The organism is Paenibacillus sp. GM2FR, assembly GCF_002803325.1.
GTDB classification, from domain to species: domain Bacteria; phylum Bacillota; class Bacilli; order Paenibacillales; family Paenibacillaceae; genus Paenibacillus_AQ; species Paenibacillus_AQ lautus.
Window position 1 is genome coordinate 890,976 of record NZ_MKZM01000008.1, and the last position, 20,678, is coordinate 911,653.

Here is a 20,678-nt window from a genome sequence, read left to right on the forward strand (position 1 = left end):
CGTACCTTTTAATAACAGGCAAGGGGAGAAACGATTTATGGCAAGGTCATATCATAAGAGTACCCGATGGATGATAGCATTACTTGTACTGATGATTGCTCTGGCTGGATGCGGAACACCTCAGGACAAGGAGGTTGCAGCACCTTCCGAGCAATTCACGGAAAAGGTGGGGGAGCAGGTCGCCCAGGACGAGACAAAACAAGGGGCTGGTGAAACCAAAGTAATGAAAGATGAGTTCGGCGAGGTCGAAATACCAGTAAATCCGAAGAGGGTAGCGGGAATTTACCTGGAGGACTATCTGCTGGCCCTTGGCATTACACCTGTTGTGCAGTGGTATCATCCAAGCTGGGGGAAACAGGATTATTTGGGACTCGAAGTTCCGACCTTTGATATAACGGGGAGCGTGGAGGCGCTGCTGGAAACCGGTCCGGATTTGATTATTGTTGACGGCGCGGTGGATGCGGCCAAGTATGAACTATACTCCAAAATAGCGCCTACTTATCGGCTGCCCGAATCAATTTTACAAAGTCCGCCGGACATTATGAAGACGATAGGGGATGTGCTCGGCATACCTGAGGAAGCCGAAGGCGTGTTGAGCGACTATCATAAGAAAATCGAGGAAACGAGGATGAAACTGCAACAAGCTGTCGGGGAAGAGACCGTGGCGGTGCTCCGGTTAAATGTCGGAGATAAAACGCTCGCCCTGTTTGGTATCGAGAACCGGTTTATCGGCAATATCTACAAAGAAATGGGATTGACTCCACACCCGTTTGCGCGTGACATGACCGATTTTCAAGCTATTCTATCCGAAGAGAAAATCCCGGAGTTAGATGCGGACCATATCATTATTTTGCCTTCGAACGGCAGCTGGGACTCGGAAGAGAATCAAGAAGCAATGCAGGTATTTGACAGTCCTTTGTGGAAATCCGTACCCGCCGTCAAAAACGGTCATGTGTACAGAGCGGATCGAACCCACTGGCAATCGGGCGCGATTAAAGCGAATATGATGAAAGCCGATGACCTCTTGAACTGGTTTGTCCAATAATCAGATGAACCGTGCATGATGAGAATGAGCAGGAAGCTGTCAACCAAGTTGATATGCTTTTTTGTTCTTTGCGCTTTACATATGATTTTCGGTAGGGGAAGATGACATGAACGATGAGATCAAGTTGCTGCGCGATACTGCTTTTTATAGGCTTAAGGATATTCGGTTTCGTTCTCGTTCCATAAATGGGCTGGAGGCTCCCGTGTGCGGGAACGACTTCACGCTGCTTATTGCGACTGCCGGGACCGGACGATTAGTACTGGGGGATTCGGAGCATGCCATACGGCGAGGGCAATGTTATTACATTGTCCCCGGCAGAACTGCTGTTATTCATTCGGAATCCGACGGTTTGGCTTACTATCGATTAACTTACGAATATTGGAGGATTGATGGCAGGAAGACCGACTCTGAGCCGGTGCGAAGCTTTCAATCCTGCCTGCGCCAGGGTGTGCTGTCCTGTCGTCCGTTCTCCCAGTGCCTTGATTATTTGGAAGCTCTCTGGAAGCAACGGGGAACCAGGTGCGAGCTGGAAAACTTCGAGATTCACGTTCGATTTCAGCAGCTTATGCTGTTTCTATGCAGGCAGAACCGGAACGATTCACAGTCCATCGATATGCGTCAGGCAGTGGAGCGATCGATCGAGCATCTGACAGAAGATTACCGGAAGACGTGGACAGTGGAACAACTGGCTGAACGTGCGGACGTTGCGCGTTGGCATTATACGCGGATTTTTAAAGAGTTAACGACCCAGTATCCGCTTGATTACCTGAACCGTATCCGGATTGAGCGTGCAAAAGAATTGCTGCTGGCAACGGAAGATCGGCTGCTGGATATTGCATCATTCGTTGGGTTTAGCAACGAATATTATTTTAATCGTCGATTCAAACAGACGGTCGGCGTTTCTCCTGGTCAATATCGACGTCGTCGCCATGACCGCGATACTAAGCGGGTGTTTGCGCCATTCCTTGAAGATTTTCTGGTAGCTCTCGGCATTAAGCCCGTCGTACAATGCACCCACCCGCGGTGGGGAAAGCAGGATTACCTTGGCTTGCACGATGTTCCGGTCATCGATATCGAGCGTGTGGATATTGATGAACTTTCCCGTCATAAGCTGGATATGATCATGACGGATCAGGGCTTCACACGTTGGATGTCCGACGACGGCCTGGGACGGTTAGCGCCAACATACGAGTTTCCGCACGCAGGCGAGGATTGGCGCCAGACGCTTCGTACATCGGCAGACCTGCTGGGCCGGATGGATCGGGTATCGGATGTCATTGCACAGTATGAATATAAAGCTAGTAGAGCCAAGGCGCTTCTGAAACGAGCCGTCCGAACACAAACCGTGGCTTGTCTTCGTATATCGGCATTGGGAATGAGTCTGTATTCGGGCCCAGATCACGGGTATACCGGGCCGATCCTGTACAGTGATCTTGGGCTGACCCCGCATCCGCTCGTCCAGCGGTTGTCAGGGGATGCCAGAAATGCGATTCTAACCCGGGAATACATGAAACTATTGGATGCCGATCATTTGTTTATTACCCTCGATGAACGCCATTCTTCATGGGAAGGCGAGGAGAGAAGCGTGATGGATACGCCGGAATGGAAGTCACTGCCGGCAGTTAAGAGTGGCTGTGTGTACGAGGTTGATTTTCTCACCTGGATGAATTATGGGATCATATCGCACGGGAGAAAGATTGAGGATGTGCTGAGCGTGCTGGTATAGGAAGCGGACAACCGAATGGCACTTGAAGTTGAATCCCAACCTCCGCTCTTTTTGCATCATCGTGGTTCCTATGAAGATATATAAGGGCTGATCCCATAGTCGCATTGACTAAAGACCAGCCCTTATAAATTTCATTCATTTCTGAAATAACGCCCGCGGTCATCCTTTACTTTATCGTATCGGAATACGACTTAAACTGCCTCCATCCGTAAATAAACGCTTGATGCTGCGTTCAACCTCTTCATCCGGTATTAATGGCGGGGCCTGATGAGGTTTCGTACGGGCATCGATAATGACCGTATCACAACCCCAGTGCTTGTGCTCATAGCGGCTGTTCACACCGTGAATGTCATGGGAAGGATTGCTGCGCGTAAAGGTTGCCCACAGAAAATTATTCACCGTCGCACTCATGAATTCACTGTCATCACACAGAATGATCATTGGACAGGAAGAGAGGGCACCTCTCGCACGGATCGCCTCGTTTAGATGCTCCATTTCCTGCCGTACTTCGGCATAACTCGTAAAAGGGGCTCCCTGGATCGCGACAATGCCGGGCATGATCCATTTCGCTGGCGAGTACCCGGGCAGATCCTTCAAGGCTTCAGGCACCTCTTGGCACAAATCCCTTTTTTTATCCCCGACCGCCGCAAATACGACCTTGCTGCCGGTGTTGAGTCCGGTGCCTGAATAATCGAGTGTATCGATCGTGGTATTGGTCTGAAAATGGATATCCCGGTGCAGGTCGATACGTTCCAATATATAGGACATAAAATCCTCGATCTGATGCGTGTCTAAGGTTTGGTTCTCCTCAGCCGCTATGAACAGATACTTGGCTAAACTCAATTGGCCCGTGCCCAATATCCGATTGGCAATCGTGAGAAGCTCAGCCGGCTGTTTCACTTGTTGATAAGGGGTATATCGTTCGCTGCCGATGGCAAAGAGCAAGGGGTGAACCCCAGCAGCGTCCACCGCATGAACCTCTTTGACACCCGGGATTTCTTGCCGGATGGCCCCGCCGGTGAGCTCATGAATCAGTTCGCCGAAGGACGTATCCTCCTGCGGAGGTCTTCCCACGACCGTAAATGGATAGATGGCCTGTTGTTTGGCGTAGACCTTGTGCACTCGCATGACAGGAAACGGATGGACAAGGCTGTAATAGCCCAGATGATCGCCAAAGGGACCTTCCGGCTTGGTTTCACCCGGATGGATTTCCCCAGTAATGACGAAATCCGCATCGTGGCTAATGCAGTAGCCGTCAACATAGCTGTACCGGAAATGGCGTCCGGACAGCAAGCCGGCAAAGGTTAGCTCGCTCATGCCTTCCGGCAGCGGCATAACCGCTGAAATCGTATGCGCAGGGGGACCCCCGATGAAACAGCTTACTTTAAGCGGCTGCCCCAATTTATTGGCCTTCGCTTGATGGATGCCGATGCCCCGGTGGATTTGGTAATGGATGCCGACTTCCTTGTTCATTTCATATTCGTTGCCTGTGAGCTGCACCCGGTACATGCCCAGATTGGAATTCATGACACCTGGCTTCTCCGGATCTTCCGAATAGACCTGAGGCAGGGTGACAAAAGCACCCCCATCTTCCTTCCAGTGCTTAATTAGCGGCATATCGGAAATTTGGATTTCCTGAAAGCCAGGTGGGACAGTCCCCGTTTTTTTGATAGGTAATGCGGTTTTAGCTGCCAATCCCGTCCCGATATACTTGAACGGATTTTTGAGTGCCTTCATCGGATCGTTGCGCAGCGCGATCACGTCTTGCGTGGATTCGAAGGTTTCCCGAAAAATGAATTTGCTGCGCTCGATCGTACCGAACAGGTTGGATACCGCGCGGAATCTTGAACCTTTAACGTTTTCAAATAGCAGCGCCGGGCCGCCTGCGGCATATACCTTCATATGTATGGCTGCCATTTCCAAATGAGGATCAACCTCTTCATGTATACGAACCAAATGCCCGTGTTTCTCCAGATCCATAATGCATTCTTCCAGATTATGATATTTCATTACATAGCTCCAATCCCTTGAAGATAGTGAACTTATTCTACTATTATCGACAATCTCACAGCACAGGTCAATGACACCTAATATAGACGGGAAGAATGGCTCCAGCATAAAAAAAATCGCCCTGTCCAAAGCATGAAGCAAAGGACAAGGCGATCGGGTTTGCGCCATCGAACGTATTCGCCGGCAGCCCGAGCCTTTTCAGCGCTGCCGGGATATGATCCTGCAACCTCGTGCCGTTACGATGCATCATCTTACTACCACCACAATCGCAGATCATAGCATATCGGAGAGCTATTTCTGATAGAACATGCAATACACGGTCAGGTCGTTGATATTCTCTTCATGCCTTAAAGCAAATCCCCACCTTTGATACAAATTTACATTCCCCTTATTTTCCATATCGAGCGCGATTCCATGTGACTTGTTATCCGCATGAACCACTTGGAGCAGGTGCAGCAGCATTGCTGTTCCAATTCCCCTGCCTTGGACCTCCGGATTCACTCCGATCATAATGAGATAATGGTGTGGAGAAGAAGGTGCAGCCGATCTCGTAATTTCCATATAGGAATTGAGGAACCCCAATGTTTTGACTGGTAGTTGGAATAACAAAGGCAAGAGCCTTCCAATCAGCAAAAAAGCGCCCTTAAAACGCTTAAGCTTGCTTATGCCTGGTTTCTCTACAATAAAGGTACCGAGCAAGATTTCGTTTTCAAAATAGCCCCATATATCTTCATTCAGCAGAAAGCTTTTATCAAACATGAAGGAGACAAATGCGGCCGCTCTGCTTCTTGATTTACGATCGAGTTCTGGATCGCCAAATGCATGCAGAAACAAGGGATCCCGGGCAAATGCCAGGCTCATAATGGATGAAAATAAGAGTTTATCCGATTTGGTCAGCTTGGATACTCTGCATGAAGTGTTCATGCTTTCTCTACAGCTTCGCCATAATGATCGACAGCAAAGCTGAACAATACTTTCAGCATAAACAGGGTGCCGGCCAATAACATGTAGGGCTGGATGTTGGACAGCAAGAACGTACCTCCTATGCCGATCGACAGGAGCAAGCCTCCTATAAAACGCTGCGATGATTTCCCGATCAGCGCATTTACGATCACAGCTCCAGCGATTGTATATGCCCATATACCTACGGCATACTCAATATCGGTATTCAAGAGAAGCGCAATCATGATGATATGAACGTGTATCGCAATGAACACTGTGCGATTCGTTTTTCGGGACGCGTAGAAATTACTGGTTGAGATTGTGAAATTGGCAATGCAGCCGGCAAATATATCGAAGATGAGCAATAAGGCAAGGGTACTGCGCCATAAAGGCAAAGAGCTTGTGATTTCAGGATAAATGAGGCCCATCGCGATGGTTAGAAGTCCACCGAAGAGCAGTATGACCAGAATAGAGCCAACGGACTGCTTTTCACCAAAAACATCATGCAGAATCGAAGGAATCTTTACGATTTTCATTACATAACACACTCATTTCTTTTCTAATTTAAATTGATATTATGTAGTAATTAAATTGAATTACTACAAAAACAATATAACTTCGAGTAGGTGGTTGTCAATTGTTTTATAGTGAAAGTATTGAGTTGCTCTAAAACTTGATATATACTTCACTTGAGGTGAAGAATACATGAACGGGTACGAACGAAGAAAGCACAAAAAAATCGAACAAGTCTTCGACGCCGCTTTCCAGCTATTTTCAAGGCACGGTTACCAAAAGGTTAGCGTTAACGAAATCGCCCAACAGGCAGGCGTGTCACCTGCGACGATATATAACTATTTTGGAACCAAAGACCAGCTCTATATGGAAATGATCAAGGATTGGATGGACAAGCAGTTGGAGGTGTATGAGCGCATTTTAGATTCCACGCGCTCTTTTGCCGAGAAGACCCGAGAAATCATGCAGCTGGAGGCTAAGAATCTGACCTTTTTGTCGGAAGAGTTCGGGAAATTCCAAACCTCCGAGGAGCGTGGCATTAGTCAGACGATCCAACAGTATAGCGAGGAGAAGGTAAAAGGTTTTTTCATGAGATTTGTCGCGCTTGGGAAACAAGAAGGTTATATACATAAGAACCAAACCGAAGAGGTCGCGATGCTGTACTTCTCGATGTTCATGAATGAGCTGGGGCGACGCTGGGATTCGGGGAACCAGGAATATGGCAATGGCAGCATGGAAACCTTGTTGGAGCTTTTCTTTTACGGCTTAGCCGGTCAAAAACATGAAGGCCGTTGATATGGTTTTATATCATGATGAGCTGTTTCGGGAAGTGCTTCTAAACGGGGAATTTCTTGAATGAAGTATTGGTAGAGAAATGATATAAGCGTACCTAGTGAGAAATAAGCCTTCATTATGGAAGGCTTATTTCTTTTATTTAGGTTCTTCTGAAGCTGGTGCGGTGTACGAACTGATCCTATTGTTTGTAATCAAAAAGCAGCCGCTTCGCATAGTAGCGAAGCGGCTGCTTTATCAATTCATAACATTATTGCTGAACGATTGCGATAATTTCGTCTTCCAGCTCAAGTCGTACTTGTTCGCTGTAAGCGCGGATATTGTACTCGGAGTGCAGGTAACGGAGAATAGCTTCGATGAGGTTAGCCTCAATCAAATATTGCGTTCTTCCGCTGACCCATACTTCGGCTGTATATCCGGTATCTTCGTCCCAGCTAAGCTCAAGCGATACATCGGTTGGTTTAACGCCTCTACGTTCCGCCTGATGAAGGCAGACCGCATTGACGATTTCATCCATGCTCAGAACCATGGATTAGTACCGATTATTGTTATTGTTGTTGTCGCGAGGTTCGTTTTGTTTACGACGATTCTTCACGGCACGTACAACAGCCATAACGATCATAATCAAAGCCCAGATTGCGATCAGGTTAATGAGCAATCCCATGATTTCGCCCATGAAGCCCATGCCGGCGAACATGCTGCCGAAGAGCAAACCAGCCAGACCACCGATCATAAGTCCTTTCATCAAGCTGCCGCCGCTAAAAAATCCTGGTTTTTTTGTGCTGCCGGCTGCTCCTGTCGTATTGGAACGGTTGTTCGTTTGTTGAACATTATTAGTATCCTTTTTCGGAGTGCTGTTGTATGACTTGGTGCCGGATTTGAAACCTCCGCCACCTCTGCGGGCATCTGCGGAATCAGGCGTCAGCGCTACAAAGAACAGTGTAATCGCTACAAGAATAGTCAATACTTTTTTCATCGTGTTCTGTCGAACCTCCCAGTAAATTTAGAGTAATAAAGAGTAATACGGACGAGTCACGATAAGGTTTCAAAATTTGTGCGACCATGTTTTGAGGCTGTTGTATGCTGCTGCCGTCTCAGTAATTCCAGTACCCAATCACACCACTTCAGCTCGGTTTCAGCCATCATCAACCCTTTTGTAGCGAGTACATAATTGCTGAAAGCCTTGCTTCCAATCTCGCGGGTATCCTCCGGAATTCCCTCTAATATCTGCTCATAATAACGTTTTTTCTCCAGATACCCGATTCTGCGGTCCTCGAAAATATCGACGGCGATGCCGATCTCCGTTAGCCACAGGCAAAAGGTTCGAAGAGAAAGTTCATCCTTGGTGACTGCAGGCGCGATGGGTTGATACATCCATTCACGCAGCTTCTGCATGCCTTTTTCTGTAATCGCATAGATTTTCTTGTCCGGTTTATCACTTTGCTGGACCCAGTGCGAGGACAATAGCTGTTTCTCCTCCATGCTGGACAGCAGTGGATAGATCTGACTGTGTTTGGCTTGCCAAAAAGGCTGTATTCGAAGCATCAAATCGTATCCCGATGATTCTCTTCTTGCTAGTAATCCTAACAAGCCGTATGACAACGTATTCATGGACATAACTCCCTTTGAAACGCATATCGTGGACGCTAAGGCAGGGATGATAATCCGCCTATCGGTCCGGTTGATAAAAAGTGTACACTGAAACTGTATGGTTTGACAACCGGGGGAGGGGGCTTTCTCTCCGCATTTGGCAAAATTGTGACTAAAAAAGCACAAACGCTTAAGCGTTTGTGCTTCCATTTGACTTTGGTTGAATTATTCGTTCTCGTAACCTTCAACGACCAGATCAAGCGCGCCGGTGTTGGGGTCGATGACCATGCCATGAACGGGTACGTTTGGAGGAAGAAGTGGGTGGTTTTTGATCAGGTTTACGGTATTTTTTACACCGTCCGTAATGTTATCGAATCCGCGAAGCCATTTGGATAACCGGATGCCGGAGTTTTCCAGCGTGGATAACACTTCATCGGATATGCCGCGGTCTCTCATATGCTGGATCATGTCCTCGGCGTTCAGGGAAGCCATGCCGCATTCGTAGTGTCCCACAACGATGACTTCTTCGGCGTGCAGTTCGTACAGTGCGACCATGACGCTTCGCATAACACTTCCGAAGGGCTGTGAAATGATCGCGCCGGCGTTTTTAATGATTTTAACATCGCCATTTTTGAAATTCATCGCTTTAGGGAGCAGCTCGACCAAACGTGTATCCATACAAGTGATAATGACGAGTTTCTTCTCAGGAAAACGCCCTGTCAGGTAGGATTCGTACTCTTTATTCTCTACAAAGCTGCGATTGTGTTCCAGAATGCTGTTAAGGTGTTTTTCCATCGATTTTCTCTCCTTTGTATCTATTGTTTATTTGTTGTTCTTATGCTCTGGCATCTAATACTTGAATGTTGGTACCGTAGTTCTGTCCGCTGCTGTCCAGGCGAAAGGAGTAAGTGGCTGGATCGGCGTCGAGCCTCATCTTCTCTTCGAAAAAAACGGCCTGCTTGCGGTTCATGATAAACGGCACCGGGCTGCCTGTCTCGACAGCGATATCTTCCGTCGTCGGCTCATCTACAATACGCAGGCCTGGGAAGCCGTTGACGGCACATCCGCATCCCTCCGTGTCATAGATCAGCCTGATTGCGCCCGGTTTGTCCCCGAGCTTGTCCTTCAGCTTCAGCTCTGCTTGCGGGGTGAGTTGAATTTTCACGGCATCCTGACACTCCTTTATATGTATATTATTATTTATTCTTTCTGGAAGTTGATTATATACCTTGTAAAAAGTATCATCAATAGAGTATAGAAGAATCCTATTATAAAAAAAAGAAGGTGTGCCGGAATGGCAGTACAACATTTACCACAATGGGAACAATTTGATCGATTGGTTCGCAAAATCATGAGTTATTACGAAGCTATTGGCCTACTTCATTGGGATTTACGGACCGGTGCTCCACGCAAGGGAACCGAAATTCGTTCGGAAACGATCGGGGTTCTATCCACAGAAGCATTTAAACTGCAAATATCGGAAGAAATGGGACAGCTGTTATCGTTTTTTACGGAGCCGAAACAGGCAGAACAGCTCGATGACCGCAAACGCCGCATGATTGCCGAAGCACGCAAGGTGTACGATCAGAGCAAATCCATCCCGCCTGAACGCTTCCAGGAGTATTCCATTCTTGCCGCCCAATCGGAGACGAAGTGGGAGGAAGCGAAGCAGAACAGCGATTTTGAAGGTTTCGAACCTTACTTAACGAAGATTGTTGCGTTCAAGCAAGAGTTTATTGAATATTGGGGCGTGAAAAACACCAGATACGACACACTCCTTGATATGTATGAGCCGGATTTAACGGTGGAAAAGGTGGATGCCATCTTCGAACGCCTGAAAGCACGTCTGGTACCGCTAGTTCATGCGATCCAGAATTCGCCCTTCAAGCCGAAAACGGACTTTTTGAAACAGCTGTTCCCGAAAGAGCAGCAGGAGAAATTCAGCTTGTTCCTGCTGGAGCAAATGGGCTACGACTTTGAAGCGGGACGTTTGGACGAGAGCGTGCATCCATTTGCGACGGGCTTGAACCCGGGTGACGTGCGCATCACGACCATGTATCTTCCCGATGATGTGCTAAGTGCGGTATTCAGCTCTTTGCATGAGGGGGGGCATGCCCTTTACGAGCAAAATATCGATAAGGAGCTTGCAGGTACGCCGCTCTCCGGCGGTACCTCAATGGGCATCCATGAATCTCAATCCCGTCTGTGGGAAAATATGATTGGCCGCAGCCGTCCGTTCTGGCGCCGTTATTTCGCGGATCTGCAGCAGCACTTCCCCGAACAATTGAAGGACGTGGACATCGAGGATTTCTATTTGGCCGCGAACAAGGTAGAGAACTCTCTGATTCGAATTGAGGCGGATGAACTAACTTATAATCTGCACATCATCATTCGTTATGAGATCGAGAAAATGCTCTTTAACGAAGGGTTGGCGGTGAAGGATCTTCCGGAGACCTGGAACGCGAAGTATAAAGAATACCTTGGCATTATGCCGCCGAACGACGGAATGGGGGTTCTGCAGGATGTTCACTGGTCCGGGGGCGATTTCGGATATTTCGCTTCGTATTCCCTTGGCAACATGTATGCGGCTCAGTTCCTTCATACGATGCGCAAAGAACTGCCGAACCTCGACCAGCTCATCGAAGAAGGGAACCTGGCTCCGATTAAGGAATGGCTGACGGACAAGGTTTACAAGTACGGAAAAAGCGAGAAGCCGTCCGAGATCATCGTCCGTGTCACCGGAGAAGAACTGAATCCGGACTATCTGGCCGACTATCTCGAAGAGAAGTATAAAGAGATTTACAAACTTTAAGCATCACGATAAACGCAGCCCAAGGGGCTGCGTTTTTTTGCATTAACACAGTATCACCTTCGAAGGCTTCCACAGGCAGATGTTATTTCCTTCCAAATATCCATAGTGCCCATCACCATCCGCCGGCATACTCTATCAGACGTTTAACCTTTGGGCAGGCACATGCATATGCTGAAAAGAAACAAAGGGTCAATGGGAATGGAGGGTTACGATGAAGCGTCAAAAATGGTGGGGGCTGGCACTAACCATGCTGCTTGTTTGCGGAGTGGCGCTTGCCGGGTGCGGTGGCGGCGGATCGGCTACGAAGGTCAAGATTGGCGAAGTGACTCGCTCGATCTTCTATGCGCCGCAGTATGTCGCATTGGAAAAGGGATTTTTCAAGGAAGAAGGTCTAGATGTCGAGCTGCAGACGACTCCTGGCGGAGACAAAACGATGACGGCCCTGCTGTCGGGGGCCATCGATGTGGCACTCGTCGGCTCGGAAACTTCGATTTATGTGTATCAACAGGGCTCTGAAGATCCGGTCATTAACTTCGGACAGGTGACGCAGACGGACGGGACATTTCTAATGGCCAGAGACGGATCGGGTGCTTTTGACTGGAACAACCTGAAGGGTAAAGTATTCCTCGGACAGCGTAAAGGCGGAATGCCGCAGATGGCAGGCGAGTTTACCTTGAATAAAAAAGGGATCGATCCGCACGCGGACCTGGAGCTGATTCAGAATATCGATTTTGCGAATATCGCCTCTGCCTATGCTTCCGGTACCGGTGAATTTGTTCAGCTTTTTGAGCCGCAGGCCTCCATATTTGAAAAAGAAGGCCGAGGCAAGGTGGTCGCTTCCTTTGGCGTAGAAAGCGGACGTCTGCCATATACCGTATTCATGACGAAGCAGAGCTACATCAACAAAAACGATGCAACGGTGCAGAAGTTTACGAATGCCCTTTACAAGGCACAGCAGTGGGTGGATGCGAACAGCCCGGAAGATATCGCGGATGCGATTATGCCTTATTTTAAGGATAGCGACCGCGACATCGTGGTGTCTTCCGTTAAACGCTACAAAGAGCAAGGCAGCTATGCAACCGATCCGATCGTGGACGAGGCGGAATGGAACAATCTGCTTGACGTGATGGAGCAAGCCGGGGAGCTGAAAGAACGGGTAGCGCCTGACACGATCGTCAACAACAGCTTTGCCGAGAAAGCAAAACAAGCTAAATAATGAAGTGCTCCTAATCCATAGAACGAAAGGAGAGAGCACCAATGGTACCGGTAGTTGAATTGAACGATATCGCTCACGTATATGTCACGGATCGGGAAGCCTCTCTGGCTGTGGAAGGAATTCAATTGAAAGTGGAACCAGGGGAGTTCATCAGCCTGGTTGGACCCAGCGGCTGCGGCAAGACAACGATCTTGTCTGTCATTGCCGGCTTGCTGCAGCCATCCAAAGGAACCGCCTACGTGAACGGCAAACCGGTAAACGGACCGTCGCCGGAGGTCGGGTACATGCTGCAGCAGGACTATTTGTTTCCTTGGCGCACCATTATGGATAACGCCTTGATCGGCTTGGAACTGACGGAGAGATTGAATCCGGAAAGCCGAGGTATCGTCCAGAGTTTGCTTAAGGAGATGGGTCTCGGAGAGAGCGGCAATCTCTATCCGGCCCAGCTGTCAGGCGGAATGAGACAGCGGGTTGCACTCGTAAGGACCCTGGCGACGGACCCGGGGCTGCTGCTGCTGGATGAACCTTTCTCCGCACTGGATTATCAGACGAAGCTGCAGCTTGAGGATCTGATTGTGGAGACCTTGAAGGAGCGGGGGAAGACCGCCATCCTGGTCACCCATGATTTGTCCGAAGCGATTGCGATGAGCGACCGGGTTATTCTATTGAACCGCAACCCGGGAAGGATTCATCGCATGTTCAATATTCCCGAGAACATACGCCGGGTACAGCCTTTTTTTGCTCGTAAGGAGCCAGGGTTCAACGAATTGTTTCATGAGATCTGGGGCGAAATGCAAACGATCGGGAAGGAGTGAAGCCTATGACATCAAGGGATGAGCCTTCTGCTTCTTCTTCGAAGGGCTGGCTCCAGGATATTTATGTTAAACATATGAAGCAAAAGAAAAGCATACGCACACGCGTGCTGACCGTTCAGCTTAGCTTGCTGCTGTTATTCTTTATCTGGTGGGAAGCGGCGGGCAGATTCAAATGGATTGACGTGCTGCTCTTCAGCTATCCCACCAAAATCTTTGCCAACATATGGGGGAACATGATCAGCGGCGAGTTATGGGGGCATTTGGGGATCACGGTAGGGGAGACGGTTGTCGGATTTCTGCTCGGCACGCTGGTAGGCACGCTGCTGGCCGTTTTGATCTGGTGGTCACCGTTTCTCAACAAAGTTCTGGATCCTTATATGGTTGTGTTCAACAGTATGCCGAAAGTGGCGCTGGGTCCCATATTTATCGTGATGTTTGGCGCGGGTTTTACCGCTATTGTCGTCACTACGTTATCCATCACGGTCATTGTGACCACGCTTGTCGTTTACAACAGTTTTCATGAGGTGGATTCCAATCTGATCAAGGTCGTCCGCACCTTCGGCGGAAGCAAGCGCCAGGTGTTTCAGCGAGTTATTTTGCCGGCGTCCTATCCGGCGATCGTGTCAACGCTCAAGGTCAACGTGGGCATGGCGTGGGTCGGCGTCATTGTCGGCGAATTCCTGGTCGCCAAATCGGGTCTTGGTTACTTGATTATGTACGGCTTTCAGGTATTCAATTTCACGCTTGTGCTGTCGAGCCTGCTCATTATCGCTGTAGTGGCTACAGCTATGTATCAAATGGTGGTATATATAGAAAGGAAATTGCTGACTCATCGTTAATGGGCTTGGTCTGCAGCCCCCAGGCATGGTTGTTTATGGCATAAAAATAAGCTAGGATGAAGATACCTTATATATGTGGTCACATCAAAGGAAACATATATAATCATCATCAACTCGCCTGGAGGCTCTTCATCACATGGGATTTCGTGTCATCAAAACGGCTGCGGCAAGCCTGCTTGCCATCTTAATTACAGATGCCTTGAACATACCGGGGGCTACGTCCGCCGGTCTTCTTGCTATACTCGGCGTTGACGTCACACGAAAACGGAGTGTGCGCTCCATATCGTCCAGATTGTTCGCTTCATTGCTGGGCCTGGTGCTGGCGTGTATGCTATTTTATTTTCTCGGTTTTCATTATTGGGTACTGGCTTTATACATATTGCTTGCATTCCCCGCGATTTCGAAGGCGAACTTCAAGGAAGGCATTGTAACCAGCTCGGTTGTGGTGTTTCGGGTGTTTCAGGGCGAAGAGATCGGGGTGGACATTTTGCTCACCCAAATTGAACTGTTGATTATCGGTCTCGGATCGGCCATGCTTGTGAATCTGGTTTATATGCCAAACAGCGAGGGAGCGATGATGGAGATCCGCCGGAAGGTGGACGGGCTCTTCTCTGTCATTTTCCATCATTTCTCGCTTACACTTCGAGATCCCGAACATATATGGGACGGTAAAGAGCTGATCGAGGCCAACCGGCAGATTGAAAAAGGAATTGAGGAAGCGAAGCGGGCCTCCGAGAATCAGATGATTCATCCGGACGGCTCCTGGAACATATATTTTTATATGCGGAAGGAACAGATGGAGAATATCCAGAGCATGATGCATCAGATCTCCCAGGTGTACGAGCGGCTTCCGCACGGCGTGCTGACGGCCGAAATATTCGATCAGTTAAGCAAGGATGTCGTTGCCGAAGGATATACGGGCAAGTCCGAAGGACTGCTGATTGAGCTGGAGGACAGGTTCAAGGAGATGGAGCTGCCGACAACCCGCGAAGAATTCGAGGTCCGGTCCGCCATTCTCCAGCTATGCCATGAACTGGAATACTATCTGAATATTTCGAAGAAGTATAAGGCGCCCACGGCGAAAAAACCGCAGAAGCACGCGGATTCGGCCGTATAGCTCAGGGATTTGCGAAAAAAAATCTGATATTTTTAGCATCATATGAATTTATTTGGACCACTTCATTCAACATTCGCCCATGTCTTGCATACACATGTATGGAATGATTGTATGGAGGAGGTTCGAAGATGTCATTGAGTCATAAACACCAATGTAGAGAAATCATCACGAAGGCGATCTGCGGCAAGGGTCGTAAATTCTCTACCGTAACACATACCGTGACTCCGCCTAATAATCCGACCAGTATTTTGGGGGCTTGGATTATAAACCATCAATACGAGGCGGTTGCCGCCGGAGACGGAATTGAAGTTATTGGTACTTACGATGTTAACATCTGGTATTCCTATGACAAAAATTCACAGACCGATGTGGCGAAAGAAACGGTATCGTATGTAGAACGCGTGCCTCTTTCTTATCTGGATCCGAAGCATCGTGCATCGACGGTGGAAGTGTCGGCTGAAGCGACACAGGAGCCGAGCTGCGTTGAGGCCAGCGTATCCTCGAATGGCACGAGTGTCATTCTGCGGGTAGAGAGAGAGTACGCGGTGGAGCTGATTGCGGAAACCAAGGTCGTTGTCAAAGTATGCAGCCATCATCACGGCGACTACGAAGACAAAGAATTTGATTACGTCCTGGGAGACGAAGTCGATGATTATGAAGACCTTGATTACGAAGGTCTGGAGGATGAACTGTAAGATAACCCTCCTGTAGGAGTGATTCTAATCTTAGCATATGCAGTGAGGGCAGCTTTGCGGAGGGCGGATGCCCTCTTTTTTATTTTTTTTACAGGGGGACTAGGAGATGGCTCATGATAAAGTAAAACCAGCTGCTGTAAAAGAATATGTACCATTGAAGGGAGCGGCCGCGCTCCTCGCGCAAGCACGTCTGGTCAGATCCGGGATACCGTGCCTTCTGGGTTTGAGCTCAGTTGAGGAAAAGCATTACACGGCCAGGTACGCGGTTCATGTCGAGCAGCTGTCCGCAGCCTCGATCCGATCCTACCAGCTCGGCGGTAGTGAAGTGATGTATGAGCCCGACCCCGAGAACGGGAGGTACGAGGATGGCCTGCATCGGAGATTGGAGAAAGCGGCCCTGAGGTCGCTGTATACGCTGGGTGCGGATGAAGGGGAGGTCATCATCACGGCCCGGCCCGGGCGAAGATATGTAGTCGAGAATGTCCGCATGAAAGCGGGCCGGAATAAAACCGTTATGAGTGCCAAAGGCCAGCAGGCGGCAGGTTTTCACGCGTTTAACGAAGACGGTGAGTCCCATTTGACTCCGCCGCTGCTTATGGGGATGGATCCCGAGTTTGTGCTGATGAAGGATAACGGAGACATTGTTTTTGCATCCGAATTTATGGAGCGTGGCGGATCGGTCGGCAGTGACGCCGTTCGTTTTCGGGGTGAGGTCATTTACCCCATTGCCGAGCTCAGGCCGTTACCGAGAGCGAATCCGAAGGCGTTAATGATTGAAATGCAAAAAGCTTTACGCCAAGCCCAGAGCCTGATTACGGATCGTTCACTAACCTGGAGGGCAGGAGCTCTGCCTTATGATGATTTCCCGCTAGGCGGCCATATACATTTCAGCGGCGTACCGCTCTCCCTGTCCCTTCTTCAGACCCTTGACAATTATCTGGCTCTGCCGCTGGCGCTGCTCGAAGACCCCAAGGGGCGTCTTCGCCGACCCCGTTATGGTTTTCTGGGCGATTTTCGGAGGCAGCCGTATGGCGGATTTGAATACCGTACGCTTCCCAGCTTTCTCGTTTCGCCGCTTGTGGCGAAGGTATCGCTGTATGTTGCCTATCTGGCAGCTCGATACAGCGACCGTTTGCTGGCGAGACCTTTCAATACGGAACGTTACCATCGCGCCTATTACGAAGGCGACAAGTCCGTGCTTAAAGAATGCATCGCAGGCTGGCACAGGGATCTGTCGGCACTGCCGGAATATTCGGACTTTGCTCGTGAAATCGAACTGGCTCTTGCACACATGGAGGCGGGGCGCGCCTGGGATGAAAGCAGAGATATCAGGCCGCTGTGGAATATTCCCGTTTAAGAGGTTGTTCAAAAAGTCCGATTTTGATAAGAAAACCAATCGAGGCAAATTCAAGGCTGAGCGACCGCGATTCAGAAGTAGGTTTTCTTGCGATATAGAATTTCATCAGCCTCCGCTGATAACTAATAAATTCTATATCTAACACGAAGTGAATCAAGAAGCAACTCGGCATCGAATCTTGAATTCAGCCGGGCCTAAGTAGTAGCTTCCGAAGTATGTTTCCTACGGAAACATTTCAGGTGCTCACGTACAAACTACGTACGCTCCGCTCCTCACTCCCTAGCTTCATCCAACTGAAGCGTTTTGAACAAACGCACACCGGAAGCATAAGCTTCGGTGCTGAAAACCGACCTTTTTGAACGCGCACGTTAAACCGTGATGCCTTGCGGTCAATTTCTGTTATAATGGAGGTCAAGCTAGAAGGTAATGGAGGTACGTCATGGCTAAATATACGCCGATGATTGAACAATATTTGAAGGTCAAAGAACAAGCGCGCGATGCGTTTCTTTTTTTCCGCTTAGGCGATTTTTACGAAATGTTTTTTGATGATGCGATCCTCGCGTCGAAGGAATTGGAGATTACGCTGACCGGCCGTGAGGGCGGCGGTGCAGAGAAAATACCGATGTGCGGAGTGCCTTATCATTCCGCTGAGGGTTATATTCAGCGGTTGATTGAGAAAGGGTACAAAGTTGCCATCTGCGAACAGATGGAGGATGCTTCGGTCACCAAAGGCATGGTGCGGCGGGAAATCGTCCGGGTCGTCACGCCGGGGACCATCATGGACGGCAAGGTCGTGCAGGACAAATCGAACAATTACATGGTTTGTGTCACGGAAGCGGGCGGCTTAATGTCTTTATCGGCATGCGATCTGTCAACCGGCGAGCTTTATGTGACGTCGGTCCCATCTTCGGAGGAATGGCTGCGGGATGAGATCGGCCTGTATGAGCCCTCCGAGATCATTGGGGACGCATCCCTTCTTGATATCATTTCATCTCAGGCGCTTCCAGGCAGCCGGAACATCGTCTATACGGCATGGGATCGCAGGGAGGACGCATTGGTTCGCACCCAATTCGGAGAACCGGCATGGGCCCGCCTGGAAGAGGAGCGAAGAGCCTGCATATCCCTGCTGATCTCGTATTTAAGCGAGACGCAGAAGCGGTCGCTGGGACAGCTGACACAGATTGCTTCCTATGAACCGGGACAATACATGGTGCTGGATCCGTTCACCAGACGCAACCTGGAGCTGGTTGAGACGGTTCGGGAGCGCTCGAAGAAAGGTTCGCTCCTGTGGCTTCTGGATCGCACGGAAACCTCGATGGGAGCCAGACTCCTGCGGCGGAGAATCGATAAACCGCTGCTGTCCCGCAGCCGGATCGAAGAGCGGCTGGAGGCTGTTGAGCATTTGTATAACCAGTACATACTGCGTGAAGATTTGCGGATGGCGCTGAAAGAGATTTACGATCTGGAACGGTTGGTCGGCCGGATTGCGTTCGGCAGCGCGAACGGACGGGATTTGAACGCGCTCAAGCTGTCATTAAGACAAATACCTTCCCTGAAAGAGCTGTGTGCCCAGTCGGCTTCCGAGACGCTGCGCCGGGTGGCTGCGGATACGGATATTTGCGACGATCTGTGTGAACTGATTGAGCATGCGATTGTCGATGAACCGCCGGTGTCCGTGCGTGACGGAGGCATCATCAAACCGGGCTATCACGAGCGGCTGGATGAGTTTCGCGAAGCGAGCACCAGCGGCAAACGCTGGATCGCGGAGCTGGAAGCCAAGGAACGCGCGGCTACGGGGATCAAGTCGCTGAAGATCGGTTACAACAAGGTGTTCGGTTATTATATCGAGGTGACCAAGTCCAATCTGTCATCCCTGCCGGAAGGCCGGTACGAACGCAAACAGACACTGGCGAATGCAGAGCGATATGTCACGCCCGAGCTGAAGGAGAAGGAAGGTCTGATCCTGGAGGCGCAGGAGAAGATGGTGGATTTGGAGTACGCCCTCTTTACCGAGCTCAGGGACAAGCTGAATACCCAAGTGAGCCGGCTGCAAAAGCTCGCTGAGCGGATTGCCGAGATTGACGTCTATCAATCGTTGGCTGCGGTCAGCGCGGAATACCGGTTCGTGAAACCGGAGCTGAGCGAAGGTTATGATTATATCGTTGAAGGCGGCCGTCATCCTGTCGTGGAAGCCGTCATGAAGGATTCATCGTTTATCGCGAACGGAACGGATTTACGCAAGGAAGGCTCCTCGATCCTGCTTATTACCGGTCCGAATATGGCTGGAAAAAGCACGTACATGCGCCAGGTGGCCTTGTTATCGATTTTGGCCCAGATGGGCTGCTTTGTTCCGGCAGAGCGCGCGGTTATCCCGCTGGTGGACCGTATCTTTACCCGCATCGGGGCGGCTGACGATCTGATCGGCGGCCAGAGCACCTTCATGGTGGAAATGGCGGATATTCAGGTCATGACGGAAAAAGCAACGCCCCGCAGCCTGATCATCATTGATGAGCTGGGACGCGGTACGTCGACGAGTGAAGGCATGGCGATCGCGCAAGCCGTGATTGAGTATGTGCATGACCACATCGGCTGCAAGGCATTGGTATCGACGCATTTCCATGAGCTTGCCCATCTTCAGGAAAGCCTTGGCGGTCTCAAAAATTATTCCATGGCGGTTCAGGAAAGCGGAGACAAAGTGCATTTCCTCCGCAAGCTGATCCCTGGCGCGGCCGACAGCAGCTACGGCATTTACTGTGCGAGATTGGCAGGCTTGCCCGGCAGTATCATTGACCGTGCCTATGGACTGTTGCAGGGCCTGGAGATGGCTTCGCTGGCCGCGGTGGCATCGGAGCAAGGGGTTGTGATGCAGCGCGAGCAGCCGGCTGCCGCAGCTCATTCCGATGAGAAACGAATTGGACCGGAAACGGTGCATGAGTTTGGTGAAGATAGGGTGCCGTATACCGAAAGCTTGAGCGGCACCGACCAGAAGGGCGGCGTGGTGCAGCTTTCCATTTTTGGCGAGGAGGAAGTGCCTGAACCGAGTGCTAAGCCTGGTAAGGATCAGCACTCCATGCCGCCGGAAGCGTCTCAAGATCCTGCCGTCAAGAGCCTCATTGATGCCGTTAAGGGCGCGGACGTGATGAATATGACACCGCTTCAGGCCATGCAGTTCCTGAATGACCTGAAGCTTCAAGCGAAGGATATGTGAT

At 49.8% G+C, this 20,678-nt stretch carries 20 protein-coding genes; 11 read left to right on the forward strand and 9 right to left on the reverse strand.

All coding sequences use genetic code 11. From position 1 onward, the window contains the following. Positions 1-70 precede the first annotated feature (70 nt). Together PAEVO_RS04320 and PAEVO_RS04325 are read left to right on the forward strand one after the other, a co-directional pair. The gene (locus PAEVO_RS04320) at positions 71-1,045 is read left to right on the forward strand and encodes an ABC transporter substrate-binding protein (RefSeq protein WP_243390621.1); all 975 of its coding nucleotides are present in this window, start codon (positions 71-73) and stop codon (positions 1,043-1,045) included. Between the two features lie 106 nt (positions 1,046-1,151). After that, a complete protein-coding gene (locus PAEVO_RS04325) occupies positions 1,152-2,771 on the forward strand; it encodes a helix-turn-helix domain-containing protein (protein ID WP_100536429.1) in 1,620 nt (539 codons plus the stop codon). A gap of 171 nt (positions 2,772-2,942) precedes the next feature. On the opposite strand, the gene PAEVO_RS04330 is transcribed toward PAEVO_RS04325, so the two are convergent. From PAEVO_RS04330 to PAEVO_RS04345, 4 genes are all read right to left on the reverse strand, one after another. Further along, entirely contained in the window at positions 2,943-4,781 is a 1,839-nt protein-coding gene (locus tag PAEVO_RS04330; protein WP_100536430.1) for a UbiD family decarboxylase, read from the reverse strand. Positions 4,782-4,848: 67 nt separating this feature from the next. Then, complete coding sequence (locus tag PAEVO_RS04335; RefSeq protein WP_165789589.1) at positions 4,849-5,031, reverse strand: hypothetical protein; 183 nt, start codon at positions 5,029-5,031, stop codon at positions 4,849-4,851. 41 nt (positions 5,032-5,072) lie between these two features. After that, positions 5,073-5,642 (reverse strand): GNAT family N-acetyltransferase, encoded by a 570-nt coding sequence (locus PAEVO_RS04340; RefSeq protein ID WP_243390622.1) that lies wholly within the window; start codon positions 5,640-5,642, stop codon positions 5,073-5,075. Positions 5,643-5,701: 59 nt separating this feature from the next. Continuing rightward, on the reverse strand, positions 5,702-6,259 hold the full coding sequence (locus PAEVO_RS04345) for a hypothetical protein (RefSeq protein WP_100536433.1): 558 nt from the start codon (positions 6,257-6,259) through the stop codon (positions 5,702-5,704). A gap of 169 nt (positions 6,260-6,428) precedes the next feature. Between PAEVO_RS04345 and PAEVO_RS04350 the strand changes: the two genes are divergently transcribed. Beyond that, positions 6,429-7,031, forward strand: a complete 603-nt coding sequence (locus tag PAEVO_RS04350; RefSeq protein WP_100536434.1) for a TetR/AcrR family transcriptional regulator — start codon at positions 6,429-6,431, stop codon at positions 7,029-7,031. A gap of 247 nt (positions 7,032-7,278) precedes the next feature. Here PAEVO_RS04350 and PAEVO_RS04355 read toward each other — a convergent pair whose 3' ends face one another. The 5 genes from PAEVO_RS04355 to PAEVO_RS04375 all read right to left on the reverse strand — a co-directional run bounded on the left by PAEVO_RS04355 (position 7,279) and on the right by PAEVO_RS04375 (position 9,783). Further along, positions 7,279-7,557, reverse strand: a complete 279-nt coding sequence (locus PAEVO_RS04355) for a YxcD family protein (RefSeq protein ID WP_036637522.1) — start codon at positions 7,555-7,557, stop codon at positions 7,279-7,281. Between the two features lie 3 nt (positions 7,558-7,560). Continuing rightward, positions 7,561-8,004 carry a hypothetical protein gene (locus PAEVO_RS04360; RefSeq protein ID WP_100536435.1) on the reverse strand — a complete coding sequence of 148 codons (444 nt, stop codon included), beginning with the start codon at positions 8,002-8,004 and terminating at the stop codon, positions 7,561-7,563. A gap of 56 nt (positions 8,005-8,060) precedes the next feature. After that, positions 8,061-8,639, reverse strand: coding sequence for a PadR family transcriptional regulator (locus PAEVO_RS04365; protein ID WP_100536436.1), 579 nt, complete (start codon positions 8,637-8,639; stop codon positions 8,061-8,063). A gap of 204 nt (positions 8,640-8,843) precedes the next feature. Beyond that, a complete protein-coding gene (locus PAEVO_RS04370; RefSeq protein WP_090911712.1) occupies positions 8,844-9,413 on the reverse strand; it encodes a beta-class carbonic anhydrase in 570 nt (189 codons plus the stop codon). 40 nt (positions 9,414-9,453) lie between these two features. After that, positions 9,454-9,783 carry an iron-sulfur cluster biosynthesis family protein gene (locus tag PAEVO_RS04375; RefSeq protein ID WP_100536437.1) on the reverse strand — a complete coding sequence of 110 codons (330 nt, stop codon included), beginning with the start codon at positions 9,781-9,783 and terminating at the stop codon, positions 9,454-9,456. Between the two features lie 129 nt (positions 9,784-9,912). On the opposite strand from PAEVO_RS04375, the gene PAEVO_RS04380 reads away from it, so the two are divergent. From PAEVO_RS04380 to mutS, 8 genes are all read left to right on the forward strand, one after another. Then, the gene (locus PAEVO_RS04380; protein ID WP_100536438.1) at positions 9,913-11,430 is read left to right on the forward strand and encodes a carboxypeptidase M32; all 1,518 of its coding nucleotides are present in this window, start codon (positions 9,913-9,915) and stop codon (positions 11,428-11,430) included. Between the two features lie 211 nt (positions 11,431-11,641). Next, positions 11,642-12,646: an ABC transporter substrate-binding protein gene (locus tag PAEVO_RS04385; RefSeq protein ID WP_100536439.1), complete on the forward strand. Its 1,005-nt coding sequence runs from the start codon at positions 11,642-11,644 to the stop codon at positions 12,644-12,646. Positions 12,647-12,687: 41 nt separating this feature from the next. Next, on the forward strand, positions 12,688-13,461 hold the full coding sequence (locus tag PAEVO_RS04390) for an ABC transporter ATP-binding protein (protein WP_100536440.1): 774 nt from the start codon (positions 12,688-12,690) through the stop codon (positions 13,459-13,461). Positions 13,462-13,466: 5 nt separating this feature from the next. Beyond that, positions 13,467-14,300: an ABC transporter permease gene (locus PAEVO_RS04395; protein ID WP_100536441.1), complete on the forward strand. Its 834-nt coding sequence runs from the start codon at positions 13,467-13,469 to the stop codon at positions 14,298-14,300. Between the two features lie 136 nt (positions 14,301-14,436). Next, on the forward strand, positions 14,437-15,417 hold the full coding sequence (locus PAEVO_RS04400; protein WP_100536442.1) for an aromatic acid exporter family protein: 981 nt from the start codon (positions 14,437-14,439) through the stop codon (positions 15,415-15,417). A 128-nt stretch (positions 15,418-15,545) separates the two neighbouring features. After that, a complete protein-coding gene (locus PAEVO_RS04405) occupies positions 15,546-16,112 on the forward strand; it encodes an outer spore coat protein CotE (RefSeq protein WP_071218248.1) in 567 nt (188 codons plus the stop codon). A 106-nt stretch (positions 16,113-16,218) separates the two neighbouring features. Next, positions 16,219-17,469, forward strand: a complete 1,251-nt coding sequence (locus PAEVO_RS04410; protein ID WP_100536443.1) for a putative amidoligase domain-containing protein — start codon at positions 16,219-16,221, stop codon at positions 17,467-17,469. 439 nt (positions 17,470-17,908) lie between these two features. After that, positions 17,909-20,677, forward strand: a complete 2,769-nt coding sequence (gene mutS, locus PAEVO_RS04415; RefSeq protein WP_100536444.1) for a DNA mismatch repair protein MutS — start codon at positions 17,909-17,911, stop codon at positions 20,675-20,677. Position 20,678: the final 1 nt, after the last annotated feature.